Origin of the sequence: Mycobacterium sp. URHD0025, assembly GCF_000426065.1 — a bacterium.
Classification (GTDB): Bacteria; Actinomycetota; Actinomycetes; order Mycobacteriales; family Mycobacteriaceae; genus Mycobacterium.
In genome coordinates this window covers 84390-107910 of record NZ_AUEQ01000007.1, presented here as the reverse complement: position 1 = coordinate 107910, position 23521 = coordinate 84390, and the positions used below count along the sequence as shown (strand labels likewise).

Genomic DNA, 23521 nt, shown 5'->3' with positions numbered 1-23521 from the left:
GTCGAACTATCGCACTGCGGCGACATCGAAGGCGGAAAACGTATGGCATACCGGGTAATTCAATGGGGCACCGGCGCGGTGGGCGTGGAGACGCTGGGGGCGATCCTCGACGACCGCCCTGACCTGGAGCTGGCCGGGGTCCGGGTGTACTCGGAGGACAAGAACGGACAAGACGCCGGTGAACTGCTGGGCCGGGCTCCGGTCGGTGTCACCGCCACCACCGACGTCGCCGCGATCCTCGCGCTGGACGCCGACTGTGTCGTCTACACGCCGCGGCTCACCAGCCTGGATGATGTCTGCGCGATCCTGGCCGGCGGCAAGAACGTGGTCACCACGGCATTCCTGTTCCACCCGCGGCGTCTGCCCGAAGCCGACCGGGACCGGTTGCTGGCGGCCTGCGCAGCAGGTGGGACGACGGTGCACGGCAGTGGGCTCAATCCGGGCAATCTCTCGGGTGCGTTGCCGTTGGTGCTGTCGGGCATGAGCCGCACGATCGACAAGGTCACGCTGCAGGAACGTGCCGACTGGTCGGATTACGACAGCACTCACATCACGTTCGACAACATGTCGTTCGGGCAGCCGGTCTCCGACATCGGGGTGGACGCCACCGAGTTCCTGGCGTTCAACAACGAGATCTTCTCCCAGCAGGTGTGGCTGCTGGCCGACGCGCTCGGCGCCGACATCGACGAGGTCACCACGTCGGTGGACGCCGTCGCGGCCCGCCACGATCACCAGATCTTCGACCATGTGCTGGCCGCCGGGACCACTGCCGGGCAGCGCTGGAATTGGGTGGGTGTGCGTGACGGCGAACCGCTGATCGAGATCGAGACGCTGTGGACCGTCGGCAACGAGTACCCCGATCATTGGCCGCGGCCCAAGCATGGCTGGACGCTGAGCATCGAAGGCGATCCGTCCATGCAGGCTCACTTCGTCAGCCTGGCCAGCTTCACCCGCGAGGCCACGATGGCCGAGCACGTCCGGGCGGCCAACGTCGCCACGGCGATGCAGGTCCTCAACGCGGTGCCCGAGGTGTGCGACGCCGAGCCCGGTTTCGCCACGCTCGCGACGCTGCCACTGATCCGCAGCCACACCGGTTTTCGGCGGCGCTGACTACCTGACGATGGCCGAGCTGGGTTCCCTCGGCGCCCCCAGCATGTCGCGGTGGGACGGCGGCACCCGCCCGCCTTCGTCGGTGATGCCGTAGCGGGTCGCCAGTTCGGCACCGATCACGGTGTGACCGGACGCCTGCGCCAGCTCCGGATCCCGATACAGCGCGTCGATCAGATACCCGGTGAACTCGGGAGTTTCGGCGTGCTCCGCAGTCTTGGCGAGCGCGTCGGGATGCCCGGCGAACGCCGCCTTGAACTTCTCGGTCAGCAGGATGCCCATCCAGATCGACACCGTCGACACCCCGGTGCCGCCGAAGTCGACAGCCATGTCGGCGGCCAGCTTGTCCACACCGGCCTTCTGAGCTCCGTAGGCGGGTCCGTGCATATAGGCCACCGATCCGGGTGACGACGTGAACGCGATCAGACCGTGCTCGGCGGCCAGCAGCAGCGGCGCCGCATACCAGGACGCCACGTACGACGACCGCAACCCGACGTCGAGCACGTCGGCGAGTTCAAGAGGTTTCTCCCAGAAGGGTTTCGGGTTGACCAAATCGTCGTGAACCGCGGCGGCGTTGTTCACCAGGAGGTCCAAATGGCCCTCCTGCTCGCCGATACGCTCGAACAGCGCCGCCACTGCAGCGTCGTCGGAATGGTCGAGCTGCACGGGAATGCCGCCATCGGCATCGGTGACGGTGCGGCCGGTGACGTACACCCGCCAGCCCTTCGCGATCAGGGCCACGGCAATCCCGCGCCCAGCTCCGCGACTTCCTCCCGTGACGACGGCAACCGGTGTGTCCACGGGTATCAACTTACGGGGCGCTACCGCGCCCGTGACGATCAGGCGAGCTGGGCCCTCACCAGGGTCGGCACACCGCCGGAATGGGCACGGCCGGTGAATCTCTCGCGCAGGGTCGACTCCGCGTACTCGGTGCGGAACAGGCCGCGAGCCCGGAGCAGCGGTACCACCTCGTCGACGAAGATCTCCAGGCCATCGGGGAACACGTCGGGCATCAGGTTGAATCCGTCGGCCGCACCGGCCAGGAACCACCGCTCGATGGTGTCGGCCACATCGACCGGCGACCCGACGATGACGCGGTGCCCCGCCCCGCTGAATTCGCGCACGGCTTCGCGCAGGGTGAGTTCACGGCTTTCGATCAATCGAACCACCGATTCCCGGAACCCCAGGGACGCACCGAATTTCGCCGGATCGGCGACTTCTCCCAGCAGATGCGCGGGTACCGGCCCATCCAGCGGATAGTCGGCCAGATCCTCCCCGAGGACCTGCGACAGCCGCTCCAGGTCGTGATCGCGCGGCAACAGGGCGTTCTGTTCGGAGAACCGGCGCTCGGCCTCGGCCTTCGTGCTGCCGATCGTGGTGATCAGGCCGGGCAGGATCTTGACGTCGTGTCGGCGGCGCCCGTAGGCGACCGCGACGTCCTTGACATAGCGGTAGTGGTCGATTCCGGCACCCAGGTCGAGTTCGGCGCTGAACACCGCATCGGCGACGCGGCCGGCGAGCTCGCGGCCCTGCGGTGATCCGCCGGCCTGCACCAGCAACGGGTGGCCCTGCGGGGACGGTCCCTGCGGGAGTCCGCCCACCACGGTGAAGAACTCGCCGTGGTGATCGATTCCGCGGCCGCTGAGGTCGGCAGCGTCGCGCCACAGCGCCCGGACCACGTCGACGAATTCGGCGGCCCGCCGATACCTGACGTGCCGGTCCGGATAGTCGGCGACGCCGAAGTTCGCGCCGGCCGGAACCGAGTACGTGGTGACGACGTTCCAGGCCAGGCGACCGCCGGAGAGCTGGTCGAGAGTGAGCAGACGGTGCGCCAGCTCGACGGGATCGTTGAAGGTGGACGACAACGTCCCGATCAGGCCCAGGTGCTCGGTCTCGGCGGCCACCGATGCCAGGATGACGCTGGGCTCCAGCGCCTGCGACGGGCGCAGCGCGGGGTGCTCACGCAACGCGGGACCGTCGGCCAGGAACAGTGCGTCCAGTTTTCCGCGCTCGGCGAGCTTCGCCATCCGCACGTAGTAACCGGGGTCGGCGAACGCGGTCGGCGGCTCGCTGGTGCGCCGCCACGCGCCGGTGTGAATACCGAGGTTGAGCACGTTCACGTTCAGGATCACGTGGCCTGTTTGGGTCACAGTCGTCCTCCGGGGTTGGGTACGGTTTCGAATGCCGTCGGATTGCCGCTCAGATCGGGCGCGACGGGTATCGGCACGCCGAGCCGTTCCCGTAATGTCCCGGTCCCCCGGTCGCTCAACAGTCCCCGTGTGCGGGCCGCAGGCAGCACCTCGCGCAGTACGTGGTCGAGCTCGGATCGGTCGAGCCGCAGCAGCACTCCCGATACCGATGGGTGCCGGGCGATCCGCTCGAGCGCGGCGACGACGGAATGGGCGGATCGCAGCCGCACCACGACTCGGCCCTTCGGCGGGATCGGGTCGCCGTCCTCCACGATCAGGTAATCGGCGGACTCCGCGGAACTGTCCCGATGAAACCCGGCCCGCCGCCACACCGGCAGATCTCCCTGCACCGATCCGGGCACATTGAGCGGACCGGCGATGTCATAAGCGTTGTGTACGTCGGCCCGGCGGATTCTCGACACGTCGGAGAACACCCCGGTGTCCAGATCCCCCACCACCGAGTCCAGTGGCCAGGTTCGCCACAACGCCCGCACCGCGACGATGGCGTCGTCGGTATGCGCCGCGTCGAGGCCCGCACCGGTCCAGGTGTCGATGGTCGAGTTGAGCGCGATGCTGTGATCGAAGTCCAGCGCCAGCCAGCCGACCCGGCCATGTGCGGCATGGTCCACCGAAACCAGCCTCCGGGCCAGGTTGTACGGATGATCCCGGTGTGCGGCGGCGGCGACAACCAACCCCAGATGGCTGGTGTGCCGCGCCGCGATGGTCGCGAGCAAGGAGGGGTCGACGCCTTCTGCCGTCACATCGTTGCCCTCACCACGCTCGGCACCGATCACCCAATACGAGACCCCGGCCGCCTCCAGCCGCCCGGCCAGACCCGCGATACCGGCAACGCCGACATCTGGCCGGCCGATACCGTCGCCGGCCACCTCAACTCCAACTGTGAGTGGTACCCCCATGCGCACCACCGTGATCCAACGACCCGCGCACGGCAACGGTTGCGATCACGGGTACTCCAAATGCCGGGGCAACGGTTAAGCCGAACTGAACAGTCGGCTTAAAGTTCCTAAAGGTGCGAATCATTGCCGCCGCCGCGCGGCCCCTTTAGCGTTCGGCGGGTGTTCAACTTCACCCTGCGGCGGATCGGCCAATCGATCATTGTGATCGTATTGGCGTATACCGCAGTGTTTTTCGTTCTCAATGTGTTGCCAGGGGATCCGATCGAGACCCAGATATCGAACCCCGAGAATCCGCTGTCCGATTCTGACGCACAGGTGCTGCGCGACTATTACCGGCTCAGCGATCCGGCGATCGTCCAGTTCGGTGTGTCGGTACAGCGGCTGTTCACCGGCGATCTCGGGTACTCGCTCAACAGCGGACAGTCCGTCGCACGGTTGATGGCGCATGCACTGCCCTCGACGCTCGCATTGGCGGTCGTCGCGTTCGTCCTGGCCGCGGTGCTCGGGTTCGCCATCGCCCTGGCAGCGGTGTTCGCGCCATGGTCACCCGTGCGCGAGTTCGCCCGGGTCTTGCCGCCGGCCTTCCTGTCGATCCCGGTGTTCGTCACCGGACTGGTTGCGCTGCAATGGTTGTCGTTCAGCTTGGGGTGGGTATCGGCAGTCCGCGACGAGGGGCTGCGGTCGACGGTGCTGGCCGCCCTGCCGCTGGCACTGCCGGTCGCCGCGCCGATCGCACAAGTGCTGATCCAGGGTCTGAGCAATGCGGCCACCCAACCCTATGTGGAAGTCCTGCGCGCCAAAGGGCTTGACGACAAACAGATCATCTTCGGTCACCTGGTCAAGAACGGATCCATTCCGACCGTGACCATCGTGGCCATCACCGTCGGCGAGCTGCTGGCCGGATCGGTGATCACCGAAACGATCTTCAACCGCACCGGGATCGGCTATCTCACCGAAACCGCGGTCCGCAACCAGGACACCCCGATCATCCAGGCGGTGGTGATCGCGGTGTCGGTGACGTTCGTCGTCGTCAATCTCGTGGTCGATGTGATCTATCCGCTGATCGACCCCCGGATCGAGCGATCGGCCACTCCGAGAGGCGCGGTGGTACCCGCATGATCCTGACCGATGCACTGTCCGCGGTGCCCGTCCCCCGCCTGAGCCGGCGGGTCAGGGTGAACCCCTGGGACATCCCACCTGTGCTGCTACTGCTGCTGGTCGCGGCGATGATCGTCGCGCCCGCGGCCATCGCCCCCTACGATCCGCTGCAGGAGAATCCGGATCTGCCGCTCGCCGGGCCCAGCTTGTCGCATCCGTTCGGCACCGACTACATCGGCCGCGACCTGTTCAGCCGGGTTGTCGCCGGTACCGCGGCGACCATTGCCGGGTCGTTCATCGCCGTGCTGATCGGACTGCTCGTCGGCACGATCCTCGGACTGCTGGCCGCGTACTTCGGTCGTGTCACCGACAGCATCGTCGGCCGGATCATCGATGTGCTGCTGTCGATCCCGACGCTGCTGATGTCGATCACCATCATCATGGCACTCGGCTTCGGCACCGTGAACGCAGCGATCGCCGTGGGCATCTCGTCCATCGCCGTGTTCGCCCGGCTCGCGCGATCAGAGGTGCTGGCGGTGCGGAACCTGCCGTTCGTGGAGGCGAGCGCACACCTGGGCGCAGGCCACCTCACGCTGTTATTCCGGCACATCCTGCCGAACTCCTACTCCTCCGTACTGGCCCTGGCCGCGCTGCAGTTCGGAGCGGCGATCCTGGCGATCGCGTCGCTAAGCTTCCTGGGTTACGGAGCGCAGCCGCCCGAACCCGAATGGGGACTGCTGATCTCAGAGGGCCGCAACTACATCAACTCCGCCCCGGGCTTGGTGTTCTTTCCCGCACTGGCGATCGTGTTGACGGTCATGAGCCTGTCCCGGCTCGCCCACATCATCCGAGAGAGGGTCGGCTGAATGAATTCCCCTGTACTACTGTCCGTTTCCGGGCTCACCGTCGAGTTCGCCGGCCGCGACGTGGTGCGCCAGGTCTCGCTCGACGTCGGCGCCGGTGAGATCGTGGCACTGGTCGGCCAGTCGGGATCGGGCAAATCCACCATCGCGCGAACCGCCCAGGGCCTGCTGCCCGCCGGCGGCCGGGTCACCGCGGGAGACATCCTCGTCGAGGAACGCGTGGTCACCCACCTGCCGCAGCGCCGATGGCGCGAACTACGGGGTGGCACGATCGGTTTCGTGCCGCAGGACCCGCTCGGGTCACTGGATCCCTTGAAGCCGGTCGGCGATCAGATCGCCGAGGTCCTGCGGGTGCACCGAATCGCCGACCGGGCCGGCGCGCGCCGGCGGGCGGTAGAACTGCTCGAGCACGTCGGTATCGCCGACCCGGCGCGCCGGGCGGGCGATTACCCGCATCAGCTTTCCGGCGGCCAGTTGCAGCGCGTGTTGATCGCGATCGCCATCGCCGGTGAACCCCGCCTTCTGATCGCCGACGAACCCACCTCTGCCCTCGACGTCACCGTGCAGCGGCGCATCCTCACGTTGCTCGACGAGTTGCGCGTCGAACATGGGCTGGGCGTCCTGTTCATCACCCACGACCTGGCCCTGGCCGAGCAGCACAGTGACACCGTGGTGGTGTTGCGTGACGGCGATGTTCGCGAAACGGGGCGTACCGCAAGCGTGCTCACCGCTCCGAAGGACGACTACACCCGGCAGTTGATCGCCGCGGCCCCTGCCCTGTCCCCCGACAAGTACGCAGACCGGCCTGCTCCCGCCGCTACCGCAGAACCGATCCTGCGAGTGGACCGGCTGGTGAAGCGCTACGGCAACGCATTGGCGCTGGACGCCATATCCTTCGAGGTTCTGCCCGGGTCCATTCACGCCCTGGTGGGCGAATCCGGGTCGGGCAAGACCACCGCGGCCAGGGTGCTGGCCGGACTCACCGAATTCGACTCGGGTGAGGTTCGGGTGAACGGATCGGTACGGGCCGCGCAGTCACGTCTTCATCCTTCGGAACAGCGCGCGCGGGCCCGGGAACTGCAGTTGGTGCACCAGAATCCGCTGGCCGCCCTCGATCCACGGTTCACCATCGGGCAGGCGATCGCAGAGCCGTTGAAGATCAACCGCATCGGATCACGCGCGGAACAACGCCGAGAGGTCACCGCGGCTCTCGACCGGGTCGGATTGCCCGCCGGTCTGGCCGACCGGAAACCGAGAGAGATCTCCGGGGGCCAGCGACAGCGAGTGGGCCTGGCACGCGCGTTGGTACTGCATCCGCGGATCCTGGTGCTCGACGAGCCGACCTCGGCACTCGACGTCCAAGTACAGGCACAGGTGGTGGATCTGCTGGTCCGACTCCAGCAAGAACTGGGGCTCACTTACGTATTCATCTCCCACGATCTCAGCCTCGTCCGGCAGATCGCCGATCACGTGAGCGTGCTCGAACGCGGCCGCCTGGTCGAAACCGGACTGACGGCACAGGTTTTCGCCGATCCAGCCGCGACCTACACGCGTCGGCTGCTCGACGCGATCCCCGGCGCACCGGCCCACGCGGCATGACCGCCCCACGGTGGGCGGCGGTCACGCTGGCCGCACTGCTGGTCGCCGGCTGCGGGTCCGATGTGCAGCGCGGCACCGCTGTCGGCCACGACCGCGGTGGCGATCTGACCTACCTGGATGCCGAGGCGCCCGCTTCGCTACAGATCCAGGTCGGCTACTGGCAGAACAGCCTGCTCAAGGACCAGATGCTGGACCGGCTGGTCTACCAGGATCCCCAGACCTTCGAATTCGTGCCGTGGATCGCCGAGAAGTGGACAGTCGACCCGTCAAACCGCTTGTACGAGTTCACCATCCGCGAGGGAGCCTCCTACAGCAACGGCCAGCCGGTCGACGCCGAGTCGGTGCGTCGCAATCTGGACTGGGAAGCCAACGGCGACAAAGCCAAGGGCATCACCCGCAACATCTATTTCCCGGAGGTCGACTCGGTCACGGCCGATCCCACCCGCCGCACCGTCCGGGTCGCTCTCGCCAAACCGTATGCACCTTTCATCGCGGTGTTGTCGTTGAACACCTCGGGTCTGGTCGCCGACGCCACCATCGACGCCAGCAAGGAAAAGCAGTCGGTGGTCACCAATCTGATCGGTTCCGGCCCGTTCGTCGCCACCTCGGAGATCCCCGACAAAAAGATCGTCCTGTCCAAACGGCGCGGATACAACTGGGCACCGGCCACCGCACCACACCAGGGTGAGGCCTACCTGGACACCATCACCGTCATCCCGGTGACCGAGGACAGTGTCCGCGTCGGGGCGCTGCGGGCCGGGCAGGCCGACGCGATCCGCTACTCCCAACCCCCGGATGAGAGCCTGCTGACCCGGGAGGGTTTCGACGTGCGTGGACTGCGCACGCCCGGGCTGGCCAACACGCTCGATGTCCGCCAGACCGCGCCGTTCATGCGGGACATCAACGTACGCAAGGCGATCGGATTCGGCATCGACCGCGCCGAGATCCTGCACACCCTCTACACCGACAACTGGAAGCCGGCGCAGAACATCGTCACGCCCGGCTTTCCCGGCTACACCGATCGCAGCGACGCCGTGCGTTACGACCCCGCCGAGGCGATACGCCGGCTCGAAGCCTCCGGGTGGACCCACGTCAACGCCGACGGCTACCGGGTCAAGGACGGCAACGAGTTGGCGGTGAAGATCTACGTGGACGTCTACGACCACACCGCCAAGCCGATGTACGAACTGATCCAGCGACAGCTCCGGCGCATCGGCATCCGGTTGGTGATCCGCCAGACCGATTTCGCCAACTACCCGTCGGCAAGCATCGAGGATTCAGTGGGCCTGCGGCGCAACGGCTGGCCTACCGCCGACCCGGTCCGGTTGTGGCAGAACTACGACAGCAAGGGTGGCGATCTGTACGCCCTCGACGGCTCTGACCCGGCGATCGATCGCATGCTGCACGCCCAGATCGAGGCGACCGACCCGGCCCAACGGCTGAAAGTGCTGCAGGACTACAACAACTATGTCATCGACAACGCGTATTCCATTCCGCTTCTCGAAGACACCCAGATTTTCGCCGTCGCCCCACGGGTGCGGGGATTCGCAAACGCGGCCAACTCGGTCCCCTGGTTCTACAACGCCTGGATCGACGACGCGCCGGCCGCACACAACGGAAGGGATTGACATGACCACCGACTCGGTACTGACGGCTCACACCGTGCCACGTGGACAGCAACTGCAGGAAGTGCTGGATGCGATCGCGGCCGATTACCGGCGTCGCCTCGACGAGGGCGGGCACGAACCGCCAGGACTCGGGCTCCAGCTGATCCGGGAGCACCGGCTGGGCGCGGTACGGCTGACCGGCGACCTCGGCGGTGGAGATTTCACGGTGCCCGAGTTCTTCGACCTGATGATCAGGCTGGCCCAGGCCGACCCCGACCTGACCCACATCCTGCGCGTGCACTACGCGACAGTTGAGGAGTTACAACGGGTTCCGGGCAGCACAGCCAAGGACCGATGGCTGTCGGTGGTGGCCGACGGACACCTGATCGGTGGCGTGAGTTCCGAACTCAGCAGCGCCCGGGTGGGTGGTCAGGCCTACGACACCAAGCTGATCCGCAACGCTGATGGTCTGCGACTGACCGGCCGCAAGTTCTACAGCACCGGCGCCCAATTCTCCGACTACGTTCGCGCCACCGCCGAGGACGCGGCCGGGGCGCCGGTTGCCGCGGTGGTGCCGGCCGACCGGGCGGGCATCATCCACGCCGACGACTGGGACGGAATCGGTCAGCGCCACACCGGTAGCGGGACAACCATCTTCGAGGACGTCGCGGTAGCCGACGACGAGGTGCTGCCGATCGGCACCAATGTGGGCGTGGACCGGGCGCGCGGCGCACTGGTACAGCTCTACCTGCACGCGATCGCCGCCGGAATTCTGCGCACGCTGACCACCGAGGCCGCCGCACTGGTCCGGGATCGCCGCCGCACCTACACCTTTGCCACCACCGACGCCCCGTCGGCCGATCCGCAGTTGCTGGAGATCGTCGGTGAGATCGACGCGGTGGCCTATACGGCCGAGGCGCTGGTACTGCGCGCGGCGGCAGAACTGGCACCAGCCTTCGCGGCCGCCCGAATCAGTGGGATCGATGCCCGGTTGGAGGATCAAAGCGCGGTTGCGGCCGCACGGGTCAAGGTGGCGATCGAGGAACCCGCGCTACGGGCCGCATCACGCATCTTCGATGCGGGTGGCGCATCGTCTGTGCGGGCGGCGTCGCACCTGGACCGGCACTGGCGCAATCTCCGCACCCTGTTCTCCCACAACCCCACCGTCTACAAAGCGCGGGTGCTCGGGGACATCGCGGTGAACGGCGCGGCACTGCCCGACACCGGTTTCTTCTGAGCAGCTGTCGACGAAACGGGCCGCTGAGCATTTCTGCTCAGCGGCCCGTTTCCCGCCACCGCTCAGCGCGAGGGCAGGCCGAGGCGCTCCAGTTGCTCGCGCAGCCGATGTCGCCCGGACAGAGAGTGCGGGCCGGCCAGCCGGCTCAGCACCCGCTCACTCCAACTGCCCGACAGGCCGTAGCGGTTGTTGTACACCGCGAGCCGTTCGTCGTAGGCGGGCACATGCGAATCCGCCGCCTGAGCGTCGTACTGCTCGCGGTGCAGCACCGCGTCGCGGGGCAGCCGCGGTTTGATCCCGGCGTTCTCCGTCGGGTCGGGTGTACCCACCGCGAGGCCGAAGGTGGCCACGGCGTGGGGTGGCAATCCCAGCTCTGCCGCCACCTCCTCGGGGTGGTTGCGGATGGCGCCGACGAAAACCGTTCCCAGACCGAGTGATTCGGCAGCCACCACGGCATTCTGGGCTGCCAGGGCCGTGTCGACGAACCCGATGATGGTGGTCTCCAGGTAGTCCGCACCGTCCAGCGCGGCTCCGGACCGTTGCGCCAGCCGGCGCGCCCGGCCGAGGTCGGCCACCCAGACCAGGAACAGCGGTGCCTCGTTGATGAACTGCTGATTGTTGGCCAGGACGGCCAGGCGCGCCTTGCGCTGCGGATCGCGGATGGCGATCACGCTCCACGGCTGCAGATTCGAGCTGGTCGCCGCCGACTGCGCGGCGGCGACCAGCGCCGAAAGTTGCTCATCCGTTACCGGTTGCGCGGTGAACTTGCGCACGGATCGGTGAGCCAATTGCAGTGCGAGGGTTTCGTTGTGCACCGCCAGCGCCGCATCGACGTCACCGTAACGGGCGATGACCGTCACGAGACAGCCGCCACCGGGGCTTCGACCCCGAGGTGCTCGGGGCGAATCGAACGGTGCCCACCCACCTGATCGGCGATGGTCTCCAGACGCGCGACCTGTTCGTCGCTCAATTCCACGGCCAGGGCGCCGATGTTCTCCCGCAGGTAATCGACATGTCGTGTCCCGGGAATCGGCACCACGTCCTGGCCACGCGAGAGCACCCAGGCCAGGGCCACCTGGCTGGGCTGGACGCCGATCTCCGTCGCGATTTCGGCCACGGTGTCGGCCAGCGCCCGGTTGCGGTCGAACACCTCGGCACCGAAACGTGGATGCCGGCTCTGCACGCCCTTGACGTCCTCCGCGCTGCGTACCCGTCCGGTGAGCCAACCGCGCCCCAACGGTGAGTACGGCACGATCCCGATGCCGAGCTCGCGGGCAATGGGCACCGTGTCAGCTTCGATATCCCTGGTGAACAAGGACCATTCATTCTGGATGGCCGCGATCGGATGCACCGCGTGAGCACGGCGCAGAGTCTGCGGGCCCGGCTCTGACAGGCCGATGTGACGGACCTTGCCCGCCTCGACAAGCTCTTTGAGCGCGCCCACCGTGTCCTCGATGGGCACGTCGGGATCGACCCGGTGCTGGTAGTACAGGTCGACGTGGTCCACCCCGAGACGACGCAACGAGCCTTCGAGTGCGCTACGGACGTATTCGGGCCTGCCGTCCAGCGCCCGGCCGTCGGGATTGGTCTCACGATCGAGCGCGTTGCCGAATTTCGTGGCGATGGTCAGCCCGTCGCGCCGGCCCCGGATCGCCTTCCCGAGCAGGATCTCGCTGAACTCTGGACCGTATACGTCGGCGGTGTCGAACAGGGTGATGCCCAGATCGATCGCTTCGGCCACGATCTCATGGGCATGCTTTTCGTCCTCGGGACCGGCACCGGTCCGAAAACTCATGAAGCCCAGGCCGATTGCCGAGACTTCTGGACCGTCGGCGCCGAGCCGGCGCCGGGCAGTGCTCAGTGTCATGAAAGGGTCACTTTCCGTAGAACGGGTTACCGGAGACCGATTCGGACTCGCGGCCGTCGACACCCTTGGGGATGTCGCCTTCGAGGGTGACGCGGTAGAGCACCCGGTCGTAGTCGAGGTGCCCGGCGTCGGGAATTGCCAGGTGTGCGGTCGCCCGGTTGTCCCAGAACGCGATGCTGCCCGGGGCCCAGCGGAACCGGACGGTGTACTCGGTGCGGGTGGCCTCGTCCCACAGCAGTTTGAGGATCGCCTCGCTCTGCGCCGGCGTGTAACCCCGGATCTTCCGCGCACCCCGGGTGAAGCCAGGGCTCACGAACAGTGCCCGCTCGCCTGTGACGGGATGCACCCGGACGGCCGGGTGGTAGGACACCAGGTTCGCTTCGCGCACCTTGCGATCGCGTTGGCTGCCCTCGACTGCCTTGGTGTTGAACTGGTGCTTGATGTCGAGTTTGTCGGCGAAGTCGCGAAGCTCCTTGGGCAGGTTCTCGTACGCCGCGACAAGGTTGGTCCATGCGGTGTCACCTCCGTACGGGGGCAGGATGTGGGCCCGCAGAATCGACGCGGCCGGCGGATTCACCAGTGCGGTCACATCGGTGTGCCAGCTGCTGTCGTAGGACGTGCGCTTACGGCCTAGCTGACGCTCGTAGCGGCGGCTGTCGATCGGAAGGATCTCGGGGAAACCCTCCGGCGGCTCCTCCTCGTGCGGGTGAGCCGGGGTCACCTTGCCGAACTGCCGGGCGAATGCGATCTGCTCGGCGTGGCCGATCTGCTGATCGCGGAAGAAGACCACCTTGTAGGTGTGCAGCGCGGTGCGGATCTCCTCGATCACGCTGGGCTCCAGCGTGTTACGCAGGTCGACTCCGCGGATCTCGGCACCGATGTAACCGGCTTGTGGCACGACGTCCAGACCGGTGCCGGTCCGTTCGATGAGTTCGGTCATGGCTGACTCCCCTGGGTAGATTTTTTGCACGCAGTGGTCAGCGTCGGTTCAGCGGTGGGCGCAAACAACACTCTCTTGCTACCGGAACAATTCAGTGCCGCTTAAGTCCCTACGTAGCTGCCCGTCATTGATCTCGGTCACCGTCGCCGGTCACCATCGACGATGCAAGCCCGCAACTGAAGACTTCGAAGGAGTACCCGTGAGCGATCTGCAGCGACGCCGGCTCGGCGAGGACGGTCCGGAGGTGACCGTTCTGGGATTCGGTGCGATGGAATTGCGCGGCACTCCGCACCGCAACCCGCGTCCGCTGGAGGAATCGGTGGCCGCCGAGGTGCTGAACACGGTGCTCGACGAGGGCATCACATTCATCGACACCTCTGTCGATTACGCGCTGAGTGAAGAACGGATCGGTGCGCACATCGGTTCACGACGCGATGAATACGTTCTCGCGTCGAAGGCAGGCTGCCCCTTGGGTTTCCATCCTGACGCGCCGCCCGGGCCGCTGCCGCACGACTATTCCGCGGCGAACATCCGCGCCGGTGTGGAGCAGAGCCTGCGGCGGCTGCGCACCGACCGCCTGGATCTGGTTCAGCTGCACATCAGCCCGTCGCTGGAGGTACTGCGTCGCGACGGTGCGGTGGAGACCTTGGCGGCGCTGCGCGACGAGGGCAAGATCCTGGCTTTCGGTGTCTCCTCGACTCTGCCCGAGATCGACGATCACCTGCGGATCAACGAATTCTCGGCGTTTCAAGTGCCGTTCTCCGCCCTCGAACGCGACCTCGAGAGTCGCATCGAGCTCGCCGGCCGGCTCGGCTTCGGCATCATCGTTCGGGGCGGCGTGGCCCAGGCCGGCAAGCGCGAGAAGGCTACAGCCGACGGCCGCCCGGTCGTGTGGGACGACACCGGCCTTGACGAACTGCGCGACGGTGAGACCCAGCAGGGTTTCCTGTTGCGGTATGCGATCTCCACGCCCGGGGTCAGCACCATCATCGCCGGCACTGCGAACCCCGAGCATGTCCGCGCCAACGCCGAGGCCGCGCGGCGCGGCCCACTGCCTGACGATGTGTACGCCGAGGCACGGCGCCGCCTCGATGACGCGGGAATTACATCCGCCGTGATTCCTGCGGAGATCTCGACATAGTCGCAGCTCACAAGGCCGGGACCACCGCCGGTGGGCGCAACCGTTCTGCGCCCACCGGTCGAGGTCTGTCAAGATCTGGATGTGAACTCGACGGATCTCACCGCTCGGCGCCACATCGACCTCATGCCTGGTTGTCGCGCGAACTGTTGTCGCTGAAGTCCTGCCGCGTACCAGTTCTGCCGCACATCTCGCGCCCCAAGCTGATGAGGTCCACATGTCTGTTATTTCTCAGCCCGCCGTCCACTCCGAGGTAGGGATGGTCTGATGCTGGATCTGCGTCGCATGATGTTGTTGTCCGACCTGGCCGACCTGGGTTCGGTCACTGCTGTCGCCGAACGTCGAAGCATCACCAGTTCCGCAGTGTCCCAACAGCTTCGCGTGCTCGAAGAAGAGGCCGGCGCGGTACTTTTCCGGCGTGACGGCCGGACCCTGGGGCTCACCCGCAGCGGCCAGGTGCTCGCCGAGCACGTGCGCCGGGTGCTGGTCGCGGTCGACGAAGCCATGAGCGCGGTGGCCGAGACCAGAGACCATGTCGCCGGCCAGGTCGCCATCGCGGCATTCAACATGGGGATTCCGACACTGGCCGCCCCCATGATGCATCGGCTGAGCCTCGAAGAGCCCAATCTGCGAGTGCAGGTGCAACAGGAGACCAGCACCGCGGCTTTACGGCTGCTACGCCAGGGTGAAGTGGACATCGCCATCACCTGCCAGTACGACTTCGTCGGGGAGGACGCGCCGAGCGGTCTGAGTGCCACACCGCTGCTGTTCGAGCCGCTGGTGCTACTGGCACCGACGCACTCGCACTTGAGAATCCGCAAACACGGGCTGGGGGCACTGGCCGACGGTCCGTGGGTGACGGGACCGCAGAACTCCGGACTCGGGATCGCTGTCATGCGCGCCGGTGAAAGCGCGGGTTTCACACCGCAGATCAAACACCGCCTCATCGGCGCGCAGAACATCTGCGATCTGGCCGCCACCGAGATCGCCTCGGCGATCGTGCCGCGCCTCTCCGTCCCGGCCAAACTTGAGGGCTTGATCGTGCCCGGTCTACAACTCGGTGGACGAACCATCAGCGCGGTGGTCCGGGCCGGACGTCATCGCGATCCGAATATCGCCCTCATGCTGCGCACGTTGCGTGCCATCGCGGCCGATGCCTTGCCCGACAAACCCACCGAGGCGCTCAGCGTCGCGTCCTGAGCCGATCGGCTCCGTGGCGCTAAAGGGTTCCCGTAGCGAAAGTTCGCTGTTTTCTTTGCGATCGGTGGATAGCGTTCGAGTGATCATCTTCTGGTCGACTCGAATTCCTATGTAGGAGGTCCGTTTTCGTGGGCGAACGTCAGCTGCACCTGAACGCGTTCCTGATGAGCACCGGGCACCACGAAGCGTCGTGGCGACTGCCCGAGAGCGATCCGTTCGCGGCGACCAGTGTGGCGCACTACGTCAACGCGGCCAGGGTCGCCGAACGCGGCACCTTCGATTCGCTGTTTCTGGCCGACGGACCACAACTCAACGGTGATGTCGGACGGCGCCCGCTGGGCGTGCTCGAACCGCTGACCTTGTTGACGGTCCTGGCCGGGGTGACCGAACGGATCGGGCTCATCGCGACGGCCTCGACGTCATACAACTCGCCCTACAATCTCGCTCGCCGGTTTGCCTCCCTCGATCACGTCAGCGGAGGCCGCGCCGGGTGGAACATCGTCACCAGCGCCACCGTCGAAGCGGCCCGCAATTTCGGCTTGCCGGAGCTCCCCGATCACGCTACCCGGTACGCACGTGCCGACGAGTTCGTTCAGGTCGCGCAAAAGCTCTGGGACAGTTGGGAAGACGATGTCATTCTGGCTGACAAATCAGCAGGTGTGTGGGGCGACCAATCCAAGATCCACCCGCCCGCCCATCACGGCGAGCACTTCTCGGTCGAGGGCGCACTGAACATTCCCCGCTCCCCCCAGGGCTATCCCCTACTGGTGCAGGCCGGCTCATCCGAAGACGGCAAGCGACTGGCCGCCAAATACGCCGAGGCGGTGTTCACCGCGCAGCAGACGCTCGAGGAAGGGCTGAGCTTCTACGGCGACCTGAAGGCCCGGGCGGTCGCGGCCGGCCGCGACCCCGACACCATCAAGATCCTGCCGGGCATCGTGCCGGTCATCGGCAGCACCGAGGCCGAGGCCGCGGCAAAGGATCGTGAGCTCGATGAGGCGATCGTGCCCGAGTACGCGCACCGTCAACTCGCCAACACGTTGCGGATTCCGGTCGAAGAACTCGACCTGGACAAACAACTGCCGGCCGACCTGCTGCCCGAGGACGCGATCGAGGGGGCCAAGAGCCGCTACACATTGACCGTCGAACTGGCCCGGCGCGAACGGCTCACGGTGCGGCAGCTCATCGGGCGCCTCGGCGGTGGCCGTGGCCACCGCACCTTCACCGGCACGCCCGAGCAGGTGGCGGACACCATCGAGACCTGGTTCCGCCGCGGCGCGGCCGACGGGTTCAACATCATGCCGGCCACCCTGCCGTCCGGGCTGGAGCTGTTCGTCGACCACGTGGTGCCGATTCTTCGAACCCGCGGCCTGTTCCGCACCGAATACACAGCGTCGACGTTGCGTGGTCACTATGGCCTGGCGCGGCCCGCCAATTCGAACCTGCTCGCCGAGGCGGTGGCCCGATGACCGCAGAGTTCGACGCCCGGGAGTCCTTGCGGTTGCTCGGCCTCGACGGCCACAACTGGATCGCGGCCCGTGACGACATCCACCACGACGTCGCGGTCATCGGCGGCGGGCAGAGCGGTCTGACGACAGCACACGCCCTGCTGCGCGCCGGTGTCGAGAAGGTGACCGTGATCGATGCGGCACGCGACGAATCCGACTTGGCCTGGCAGTCCCGTGCCCGGATGCGTACCCTGCGCACGGCCAAGACCATCTCGGGCCCCGAGCTCGGCAATCCGGCGTTGACATTCCGTGCCTGGTTCGAACACCGCAACGGCACAGCGGCTTTCGACGCCATCGGGCGGATCTCGACTGCCGACTGGGCCGAATACCTGAGTTGGTTCCGTCGGCAGGTCGGTGTAGACGTCCGGCGCGGAGTCCGGGTCACCGACATCGAGCCGGCCGGGGCAGCCTTGCGCCTCACGCTCGAACAGGACGGCAGGCGCTGGACCGAAGATGCCCGGAAAGTGGTTCTGGCCGGTGGCGTCTCGGGGACGGGTGGCCCGAACATTCCCGCCGAACTACGCGACCTGCCCGGATCGTTGTCGGCACATACCGCCGATGCCATCGATTTCGCCTCGCTGCACGGCAAATCGGTCGCAGTGCTGGGTGCGGCGGCCTCGGCCTACGACGCGGCGGCGACCGCGCTGGAGGCCGGTGCCGCGGACGTGCATGTCTACACACGCCGACCCGCCGTGGTCGTCGCCAATCCCGCGAACCGTCCCAATCCCCTGGTGCAGGACGTGTTCCACCTGTTGCCAGATGCCGACCGATGGCAGCAGCGCTGGCAAGCCGCCGCCAACGGCGCCAATGTCCCCGAAGATTCGGTTGCCCGCGCGGCCGCTTTCCTCAACTACCACCTGCATGTGTCGGCGCCGTGGTCGTCGGTGACCGAGCACGCCGGACGGGTACGGGTCGACGCCGCCGACGGTACGCGCACGTTCGACTACGTGGTCGCCGGCACCGGATACCAGCAAGATCCGTACACCCGGCCCGAACTCGCCACGATCGCGCCGTATGTCGCCCGCTGGAAGGACGTGTACGCGCCACCAACCGACCAGGAGAACGACATCCTCGGCGTCGCACCGTATCTGGGACACGGGTATGAGTTCACCGAGAAACAGCGCGGCACGGCACCGTGGCTGGCAGATATCCACGTGTTCAGCATCGGCGCCAACGTGAGCTTCGGCCTCCCGGTCGGCGACATCCCGAGCCTGCGGACCGGCATTCCCAGGTTGGTTCAGGCGATCACCCGGGACCTGGTCCTGGCCGATCTCGACCGCACCCTGCAGGTCACCGCGGGAGCCACGTCATGACGGCGGCCGTAAACCGCCAGTTCCTCTGGTATATCCCCAACACCGTCGAGCCGGGCCATCGCGGCGACGACACGGTGCATGGTTGGGGCACGCTGGACTACTCGGTGAATCTGGCCCAGCGGGCCGAGCAGCACGGCTGGGGCGGCGCGCTGATCGGCACCGGGTGGGGACGGCCTGACACCTTCACCGTCGCCACCGCCGTCGCGGCCCGCACGACGACATTCACTCCGCTGGTCGCGATCCGGCCTGGATACTGGCACCCCGCTCATTTCGCCAGTGCCGCAGCCACCCTCGATCAACTAAGCAAGGGCCGGCTGTTCGTCAACATCGTCAGCGGCACCGATGATCTCGCAGCCTACGGTGACGGCGAGTTCGACAAGTCCCGGCGCTACGACCGCACACTGGAGTTCTTACAGGTGGTGCGCCGGCTGTGGCGCGAGGAAGATGTCACCCACCGCGGCGAATTCTTCCAGGTCGAGCATTCGACCGTCGCACCGCGGCCGTTCGGCTCCGAGCAGGGCCGCCATCCACGGCTGTATTTCGGCGGGGCCTCTGCGGCAGCCGAGCGGGTCGCGGCGGCGGAAGCCGATGTACAACTGTTCTGGGGCGAGCCGCTCGACGGGATTGCCGAGCGCATCGACCGGCTGCGCACGTTGTCCGTAGCCGTGGGCCGCGAACACGCACCGCTCGAATTCGGTTTGCGGGTGACCACTTTGGTTCGTGACACCTCGGAGGAGGCCTGGCGCGACGCCGAGGCGAAGATCGCCGCGATCGACGGGAAGCCCGATCTGCACGGACGCAAGCAGGGTGCCGCCGTGGGGCAGCAACGCCTACTGGATCTGGCCGAACGCGGTGAGGTACTGGATTCCTGTCTCTACACCACTCCGGGCCGCTACGGCGGTGGTGGGGCCGGAACCACCTGGCTCGTCGGGTCGGCGGCCGAAGTCGGTGCTGCCCTGCAACGCTATGCGGATCTCGGTGTCACCCATTTCGTGTTGTCCGATACGCCGTACCAGACCGAGGTCGCCCGGGTCGGCGACCAGCTTCTCCCACTGCTTGGCCAACCGGTGGGTGCTCGGTGACATCACCTTCCGCGCGTCCGATCGTCGTCTACGGGGCCGGCGCCGTCGGTGGTGTCATCGCCGCCCGGCTGCGACTGGCCGGATACGACGTGGGCGTCGTGGCACGCGGCGAACACCTTCGGGTGATCCGGACCGAGGGTCTCACCCTGCTCACCCAGCAGAGTGCCGATACGGTGCGGTTACCGGCCTCCTCCGACGCGCGCGACATCAACTGGAGGGCCCGGCCCATCGTCGTGCTGGCGGTCAAGAGTCACCAGACTGCGGCCGCCCTCGCCGATCTCACGGCACATGCACCGGCGGACACCCCGGTGTTCGTCGCACAGAACGGGGTGGCCAACGAGGCCGCAGTATTGCGCAGGTTCGCCGATGTCTACGCGGTCAACGTGATGCTCTCTGCCGCGCACCTCGATCCCGGCGTGGTTGTTCAGCAGACCTACCCGGTGGCGGGCATCCTCGATGTCGGGCGGTACCCGGGCGGGCACGACGACCTCGCCGAGCGCGTGTCCGCGACCTTGCAGGTGGCGCACTTCCACTCCGAGGTCCGCGACGACATCATGGCGTGGAAGCACCGCAAGCTCATCGCGAACCTCGCCAACGGGGTGACGGCCACCTACCGTCCCGGACCCGACGCCGACGAACTCGTCGCCCGGGCTCGCGCGGAGGCCGAGGAGGTGCTGACCGCGGCGGGCATCGCCTTCGTCTCCGCACAGGCCGACGCCCGGCGCCGGGGAGACGTGTTGCGGGGCAGGGTCCGCGACGACTACTACGGCTCCACGTGGCAAAGCGTCGCGCGGGGCCATACCAATGTCGAAACCGACTGGTTCAACGGTGAAATCGTGCTGCAGGCACGTCTGCACGGCGGTCACGCACCGGTGAACGAACTCATCCAGCGGGTGACGGCCGACCACGCCCGGCGCGGCCAGGCGCCACGCACATTGGATGCCGCTGCAGCCCTGGCGCAGCTGACCTCAGCCACGGCGCCGGTGCAATCCCCAAGCCTGGCTTAAGTGTTTCGGTAGCCGATATTGCTTTGTCGCCCAGCCGTTCTCACTCAACGTTGAAGCCTACCAATCTACGGAGGGTCAGAATGCCCACGCAATATTTTCGGGTACGGGCCGGCGCGGTGTTCGCGGCCGCGGCCCTGGCGATCACGTCGTTGGTGGCGTGCTCGCCCAGGGACTCGGCGCAGTCGCAGTCCGAGGAGATCGTCCCCGCCGATCCGAACAAACCGGTGTCCTTCAAGTGGTCCGAGGACCCCAAGGCACCGTCGCTGGTCAAGATCGCCGACGAGTTCGGTCTCTGGGACAAAGCCAGCATCCGCCCCGAGTATGTGGGGGCGATCGACTCCGGTCAGCTTCCGGCACTCCTGGGCACCGGTGACATCACCTTTGCCTCGTTCATGTTCAACCGTTCTCTGTCGGCGATCGCGGCAGGCGTCGACCTGAAAGTCATCGCCTCACGCACGTACACCACCAAGGACGAGCCGCACATGGAGTACTTCGTGCGCAAGGACTCAGACCTCAACGAGTCCAATCTCAAAGAGCTCGAAGGCAAGACGGTCGGCCTGGCATCTCTCAAGGGCTGCGCGGAGTTCATCCTCAAGGACTACCTGGTCAAGAACCACGTCGATATCACCAAGGTGCGATTCCTGACCCAGTCCGAGAGTCTGCTGCCCCAGTCCCTGCAACAGGGCGACATCGACCTCGCGGTCATCCACCCGCCGCTCAACGGTGTGCTGCGCACCGATCACGACGTCAAGGTCGCCTTCTCGGATTTCAACAATTCCGGCAACGACGGCGGCCTGGCGCCGATCAGTGCCAGCGGCAAGTTCATTCGCAAGTACCCCGAACAGACGCGGGAGTTCATCGGGATCCTCGCCAAGGTCGCCAACTGGGGCAACGCCCACCCCGAGGAGTACCGGGACGTCGTGGCGCGGCTGACCGGGCTGCCCAAGGAGCAGATCACCAAGTACTACTACGCGAACAATCTGATCCTGGACAAGCAACAGACCGGCTTCTGGTGGGGGCTGGCCGACCGGGTCGGCACCCTCACCCCTGAGGAGGCGAAACTCAAGCCCGAGGACGTCGCCACCAACGAATACAACCCGTACGCCAAGTCTGCCGCGCTGATCGACTCGCAGGCCGACAACACCGAAGTACTCACCGACGGCGAGATCTGATCGTGTCGGACAACGGGCAGGCGGACACCGTGAAGATCCGTTCGGCGGGCCTGCGCAAGGAGTTCCCGGACGTGGGCAGGGGCCTCGCCAGTGGGGTCACCGAGGTGCTGGAAGGGTTCGACCTCGATGTTCGCGACGGGGAATTCCTTGCCCTGCTCGGCCCCAGCGGCTGCGGCAAGTCGACATTCCTCAACATCCTCGCCGGGCTGGAAAGCTATGACGACGGCGAGTTACTGCTGGATGGCACCCCGGTTCGCGGGGTGAGCAAGAACGTCGGCGTCGTCTTCCAGAGCTACGCGCTGTTCCCCTGGCTGTCGGTGCAGAAAAACGTCGAAGTCGGTCTCAAGGTGCGGTCGGTGCCGGCCGATGAACGCCGCTCGATCTCCGAGCGGATTCTGAAAACGGTTGGGCTGGACAACTTTGCTCACCAGCTGCCACACCGGCTGTCCGGCGGGATGCGGCAGCGGGTGGCGATCGCCCGCTCCCTCGCCTACGACCCGGACGTGCTGGTGCTCGACGAACCGTTCGCCGCGCTGGACGCCCAGACCCGGGAGTTCCTGCAGAACGAGCTGTTGCGAATCTGGGAATCCGGATCGAGCAGGAAAACCATTGTGTTCGTGACCCATTCGATCGACGAGGCCATCTTCCTGTCGGACCGCATCGCGGTGATGACGAAGCGCCCCGGTGCGGTCAAGGCGCTGATCGAGGTGGACCTGCCGCGACCGCGTGACGACGATGCGCGCGCCAGTGCCGAGTTCGGCCGGATCCGCGGGCAGGTCGCCCAGATCCTCAAGGAGGAGGTCGAAGTTGGTAACAACTGAGCCCCGCACCGCATCGGCACCCGAAGCCTCGGCTACGGGTGCGGGTACGCGCCCGAGGCACACCCGCTCGCTGCGACGCGCCCGGCTACGCACGTACGACAAATACCTCTACGGGTTGCTGGGCGTGGTGTTGCTGCTTGCGGTGTGGTGGGTCGCCACGGCCACCGGAATACTGGACCCGAAGTTCCTCACACCGCCACAAACCGTCGTCGCGAAGTTGGTCGAAGGACTCTCCGCGGACGGAGACCTGCGAGCACAGGTGTGGCCGAGTCTGCGCCGCGGTCTCTCCGGTTTCCTCGTCGGGGTAAGCCTCGGCGTGGTTCTCGGCATCCTGGTCGGTTCGATCCGCGTGCTGGAGAAGGCTTTCGATCCCGTGCTGCTGTTCTTCCGCAGCCTGTCGATCCTGGCGCTGTTTCCGGTCTTCCTGCTGTTCTTCGGAATCGGCGAGCAATCGAAAGTCGCCATCGTCACCTGGGCGGCCTTCTGGCCGGTGTTCATCAGCACGGTGAATGCGGTCAAGGGTGTCGAGAAGATCCTGATCAACGCCGCGCGCACGCTCGGCGCCGATCGGGCCTATGTCTTCACCAGGGTGGTACTCCCGGCGTCGATCCCCAACATCTTCCCCGGCATCCGCCTGGCCGCGTCCTATGCGTTCACCGCACTGGTCGCGGCGGAGTATCTCGGCGCCACCGAGGGCATCGGCATCTATATCCGTTCCAGCCAGGAGAGTTACCAGATACCCGCGATGTACGCCGGGATCGTGGTGCTCGGAATCATCGGTGTGACACTCAACCTCTTGCTGGCCGGAGCCGAAAAACGGCTCACTGCCTGGCAACTCGGGATCACCAGCAAGTAG

Annotated in this window: 21 protein-coding genes; 15 read left to right on the top strand and 6 right to left on the bottom strand. The window is 66.5% G+C overall.

Going from position 1 to position 23521, the window contains the following annotated elements:
- The first annotated feature begins 42 nt into the window (after positions 1-42).
- Positions 43-1110 carry an NAD(P)H-dependent amine dehydrogenase family protein gene (locus H977_RS0108145; RefSeq protein WP_036475459.1) on the top strand — a complete coding sequence of 356 codons (1068 nt, stop codon included), beginning with the start codon at positions 43-45 and terminating at the stop codon, positions 1108-1110.
- Here H977_RS0108145 and H977_RS0108140 read toward each other — a convergent pair whose 3' ends face one another.
- From H977_RS0108140 to H977_RS0108130, 3 genes are read right to left on the bottom strand one after another with little or no spacing between them, the layout of a single operon-like run.
- A complete protein-coding gene (locus H977_RS0108140) occupies positions 1111-1908 on the bottom strand; it encodes an SDR family NAD(P)-dependent oxidoreductase (RefSeq protein ID WP_029107385.1) in 798 nt (265 codons plus the stop codon).
- A 38-nt stretch (positions 1909-1946) separates the two neighbouring features.
- Positions 1947-3221: an NtaA/DmoA family FMN-dependent monooxygenase gene (locus H977_RS32770; protein WP_051288770.1), complete on the bottom strand. Its 1275-nt coding sequence runs from the start codon at positions 3219-3221 to the stop codon at positions 1947-1949.
- A gap of 32 nt (positions 3222-3253) precedes the next feature.
- A complete protein-coding gene (locus tag H977_RS0108130) occupies positions 3254-4213 on the bottom strand; it encodes an LLM class oxidoreductase (protein WP_029107384.1) in 960 nt (319 codons plus the stop codon).
- Between the two features lie 159 nt (positions 4214-4372).
- Between H977_RS0108130 and H977_RS0108125 the strand changes: the two genes are divergently transcribed.
- Genes H977_RS0108125 through H977_RS0108105 form a run of 5 tightly spaced genes read left to right on the top strand, consistent with a single transcriptional unit; the run spans position 4373 to position 10617 of the window.
- A complete protein-coding gene (locus H977_RS0108125) occupies positions 4373-5332 on the top strand; it encodes an ABC transporter permease (RefSeq protein WP_029107383.1) in 960 nt (319 codons plus the stop codon).
- Entirely contained in the window at positions 5329-6177 is an 849-nt protein-coding gene (locus H977_RS0108120; protein WP_036475457.1) for an ABC transporter permease, read from the top strand. The genes H977_RS0108125 and H977_RS0108120 overlap by 4 nt, the downstream gene beginning before the upstream one ends.
- On the top strand, positions 6178-7773 hold the full coding sequence (locus tag H977_RS0108115) for a dipeptide ABC transporter ATP-binding protein (RefSeq protein WP_029107381.1): 1596 nt from the start codon (positions 6178-6180) through the stop codon (positions 7771-7773). It abuts the gene before it with no gap.
- Complete coding sequence (locus H977_RS32765) at positions 7770-9401, top strand: ABC transporter substrate-binding protein (protein WP_051288750.1); 1632 nt, start codon at positions 7770-7772, stop codon at positions 9399-9401. Before H977_RS0108115 ends, H977_RS32765 begins: the two co-directional genes overlap by 4 nt.
- A 1-nt stretch (position 9402) precedes the next feature.
- Positions 9403-10617 carry an acyl-CoA dehydrogenase family protein gene (locus H977_RS0108105; RefSeq protein WP_051288749.1) on the top strand — a complete coding sequence of 405 codons (1215 nt, stop codon included), beginning with the start codon at positions 9403-9405 and terminating at the stop codon, positions 10615-10617.
- A gap of 62 nt (positions 10618-10679) precedes the next feature.
- Here H977_RS0108105 and H977_RS0108100 read toward each other — a convergent pair whose 3' ends face one another.
- The 3 genes from H977_RS0108100 to H977_RS0108090 are packed head-to-tail and all read right to left on the bottom strand — an operon-like array spanning position 10680 to position 13424.
- Positions 10680-11477, bottom strand: coding sequence for an NADPH-dependent oxidoreductase (locus H977_RS0108100; RefSeq protein ID WP_029107379.1), 798 nt, complete (start codon positions 11475-11477; stop codon positions 10680-10682).
- Positions 11474-12484, bottom strand: coding sequence for an aldo/keto reductase (locus H977_RS0108095; protein ID WP_029107378.1), 1011 nt, complete (start codon positions 12482-12484; stop codon positions 11474-11476). The genes H977_RS0108100 and H977_RS0108095 overlap by 4 nt, the downstream gene beginning before the upstream one ends.
- 7 nt (positions 12485-12491) lie before the next feature.
- The gene (locus tag H977_RS0108090; RefSeq protein WP_029107377.1) at positions 12492-13424 is read right to left on the bottom strand and encodes a TauD/TfdA dioxygenase family protein; all 933 of its coding nucleotides are present in this window, start codon (positions 13422-13424) and stop codon (positions 12492-12494) included.
- A 199-nt stretch (positions 13425-13623) separates the two neighbouring features.
- On the opposite strand from H977_RS0108090, the gene H977_RS0108085 reads away from it, so the two are divergent.
- The 9 genes from H977_RS0108085 to H977_RS0108045 all read left to right on the top strand — a co-directional run bounded on the left by H977_RS0108085 (position 13624) and on the right by H977_RS0108045 (position 23521).
- Complete coding sequence (locus H977_RS0108085) at positions 13624-14565, top strand: aldo/keto reductase (protein WP_029107376.1); 942 nt, start codon at positions 13624-13626, stop codon at positions 14563-14565.
- 264 nt (positions 14566-14829) lie between these two features.
- A complete protein-coding gene (locus tag H977_RS0108080) occupies positions 14830-15762 on the top strand; it encodes a LysR family transcriptional regulator (protein ID WP_029107375.1) in 933 nt (310 codons plus the stop codon).
- A gap of 128 nt (positions 15763-15890) precedes the next feature.
- Positions 15891-17231, top strand: a complete 1341-nt coding sequence (locus H977_RS0108075) for an LLM class flavin-dependent oxidoreductase (RefSeq protein WP_029107374.1) — start codon at positions 15891-15893, stop codon at positions 17229-17231.
- The gene (locus H977_RS32760) at positions 17228-18583 is read left to right on the top strand and encodes a flavin-containing monooxygenase (RefSeq protein ID WP_051288748.1); all 1356 of its coding nucleotides are present in this window, start codon (positions 17228-17230) and stop codon (positions 18581-18583) included. The genes H977_RS0108075 and H977_RS32760 overlap by 4 nt, the downstream gene beginning before the upstream one ends.
- Positions 18580-19665, top strand: a complete 1086-nt coding sequence (locus H977_RS0108065) for an LLM class flavin-dependent oxidoreductase (RefSeq protein WP_029107373.1) — start codon at positions 18580-18582, stop codon at positions 19663-19665. The genes H977_RS32760 and H977_RS0108065 overlap by 4 nt, the downstream gene beginning before the upstream one ends.
- Positions 19662-20672 (top strand): ketopantoate reductase family protein, encoded by a 1011-nt coding sequence (locus H977_RS0108060; RefSeq protein WP_029107372.1) that lies wholly within the window; start codon positions 19662-19664, stop codon positions 20670-20672. Before H977_RS0108065 ends, H977_RS0108060 begins: the two co-directional genes overlap by 4 nt.
- An 80-nt stretch (positions 20673-20752) precedes the next feature.
- Complete coding sequence (locus tag H977_RS32755; protein WP_051288747.1) at positions 20753-21844, top strand: ABC transporter substrate-binding protein; 1092 nt, start codon at positions 20753-20755, stop codon at positions 21842-21844.
- 2 nt (positions 21845-21846) lie between these two features.
- A complete protein-coding gene (locus tag H977_RS0108050) occupies positions 21847-22665 on the top strand; it encodes an ABC transporter ATP-binding protein (protein ID WP_231395908.1) in 819 nt (272 codons plus the stop codon).
- Positions 22652-23521, top strand: a complete 870-nt coding sequence (locus H977_RS0108045) for an ABC transporter permease (RefSeq protein ID WP_196808192.1) — start codon at positions 22652-22654, stop codon at positions 23519-23521. The genes H977_RS0108050 and H977_RS0108045 overlap by 14 nt, the downstream gene beginning before the upstream one ends.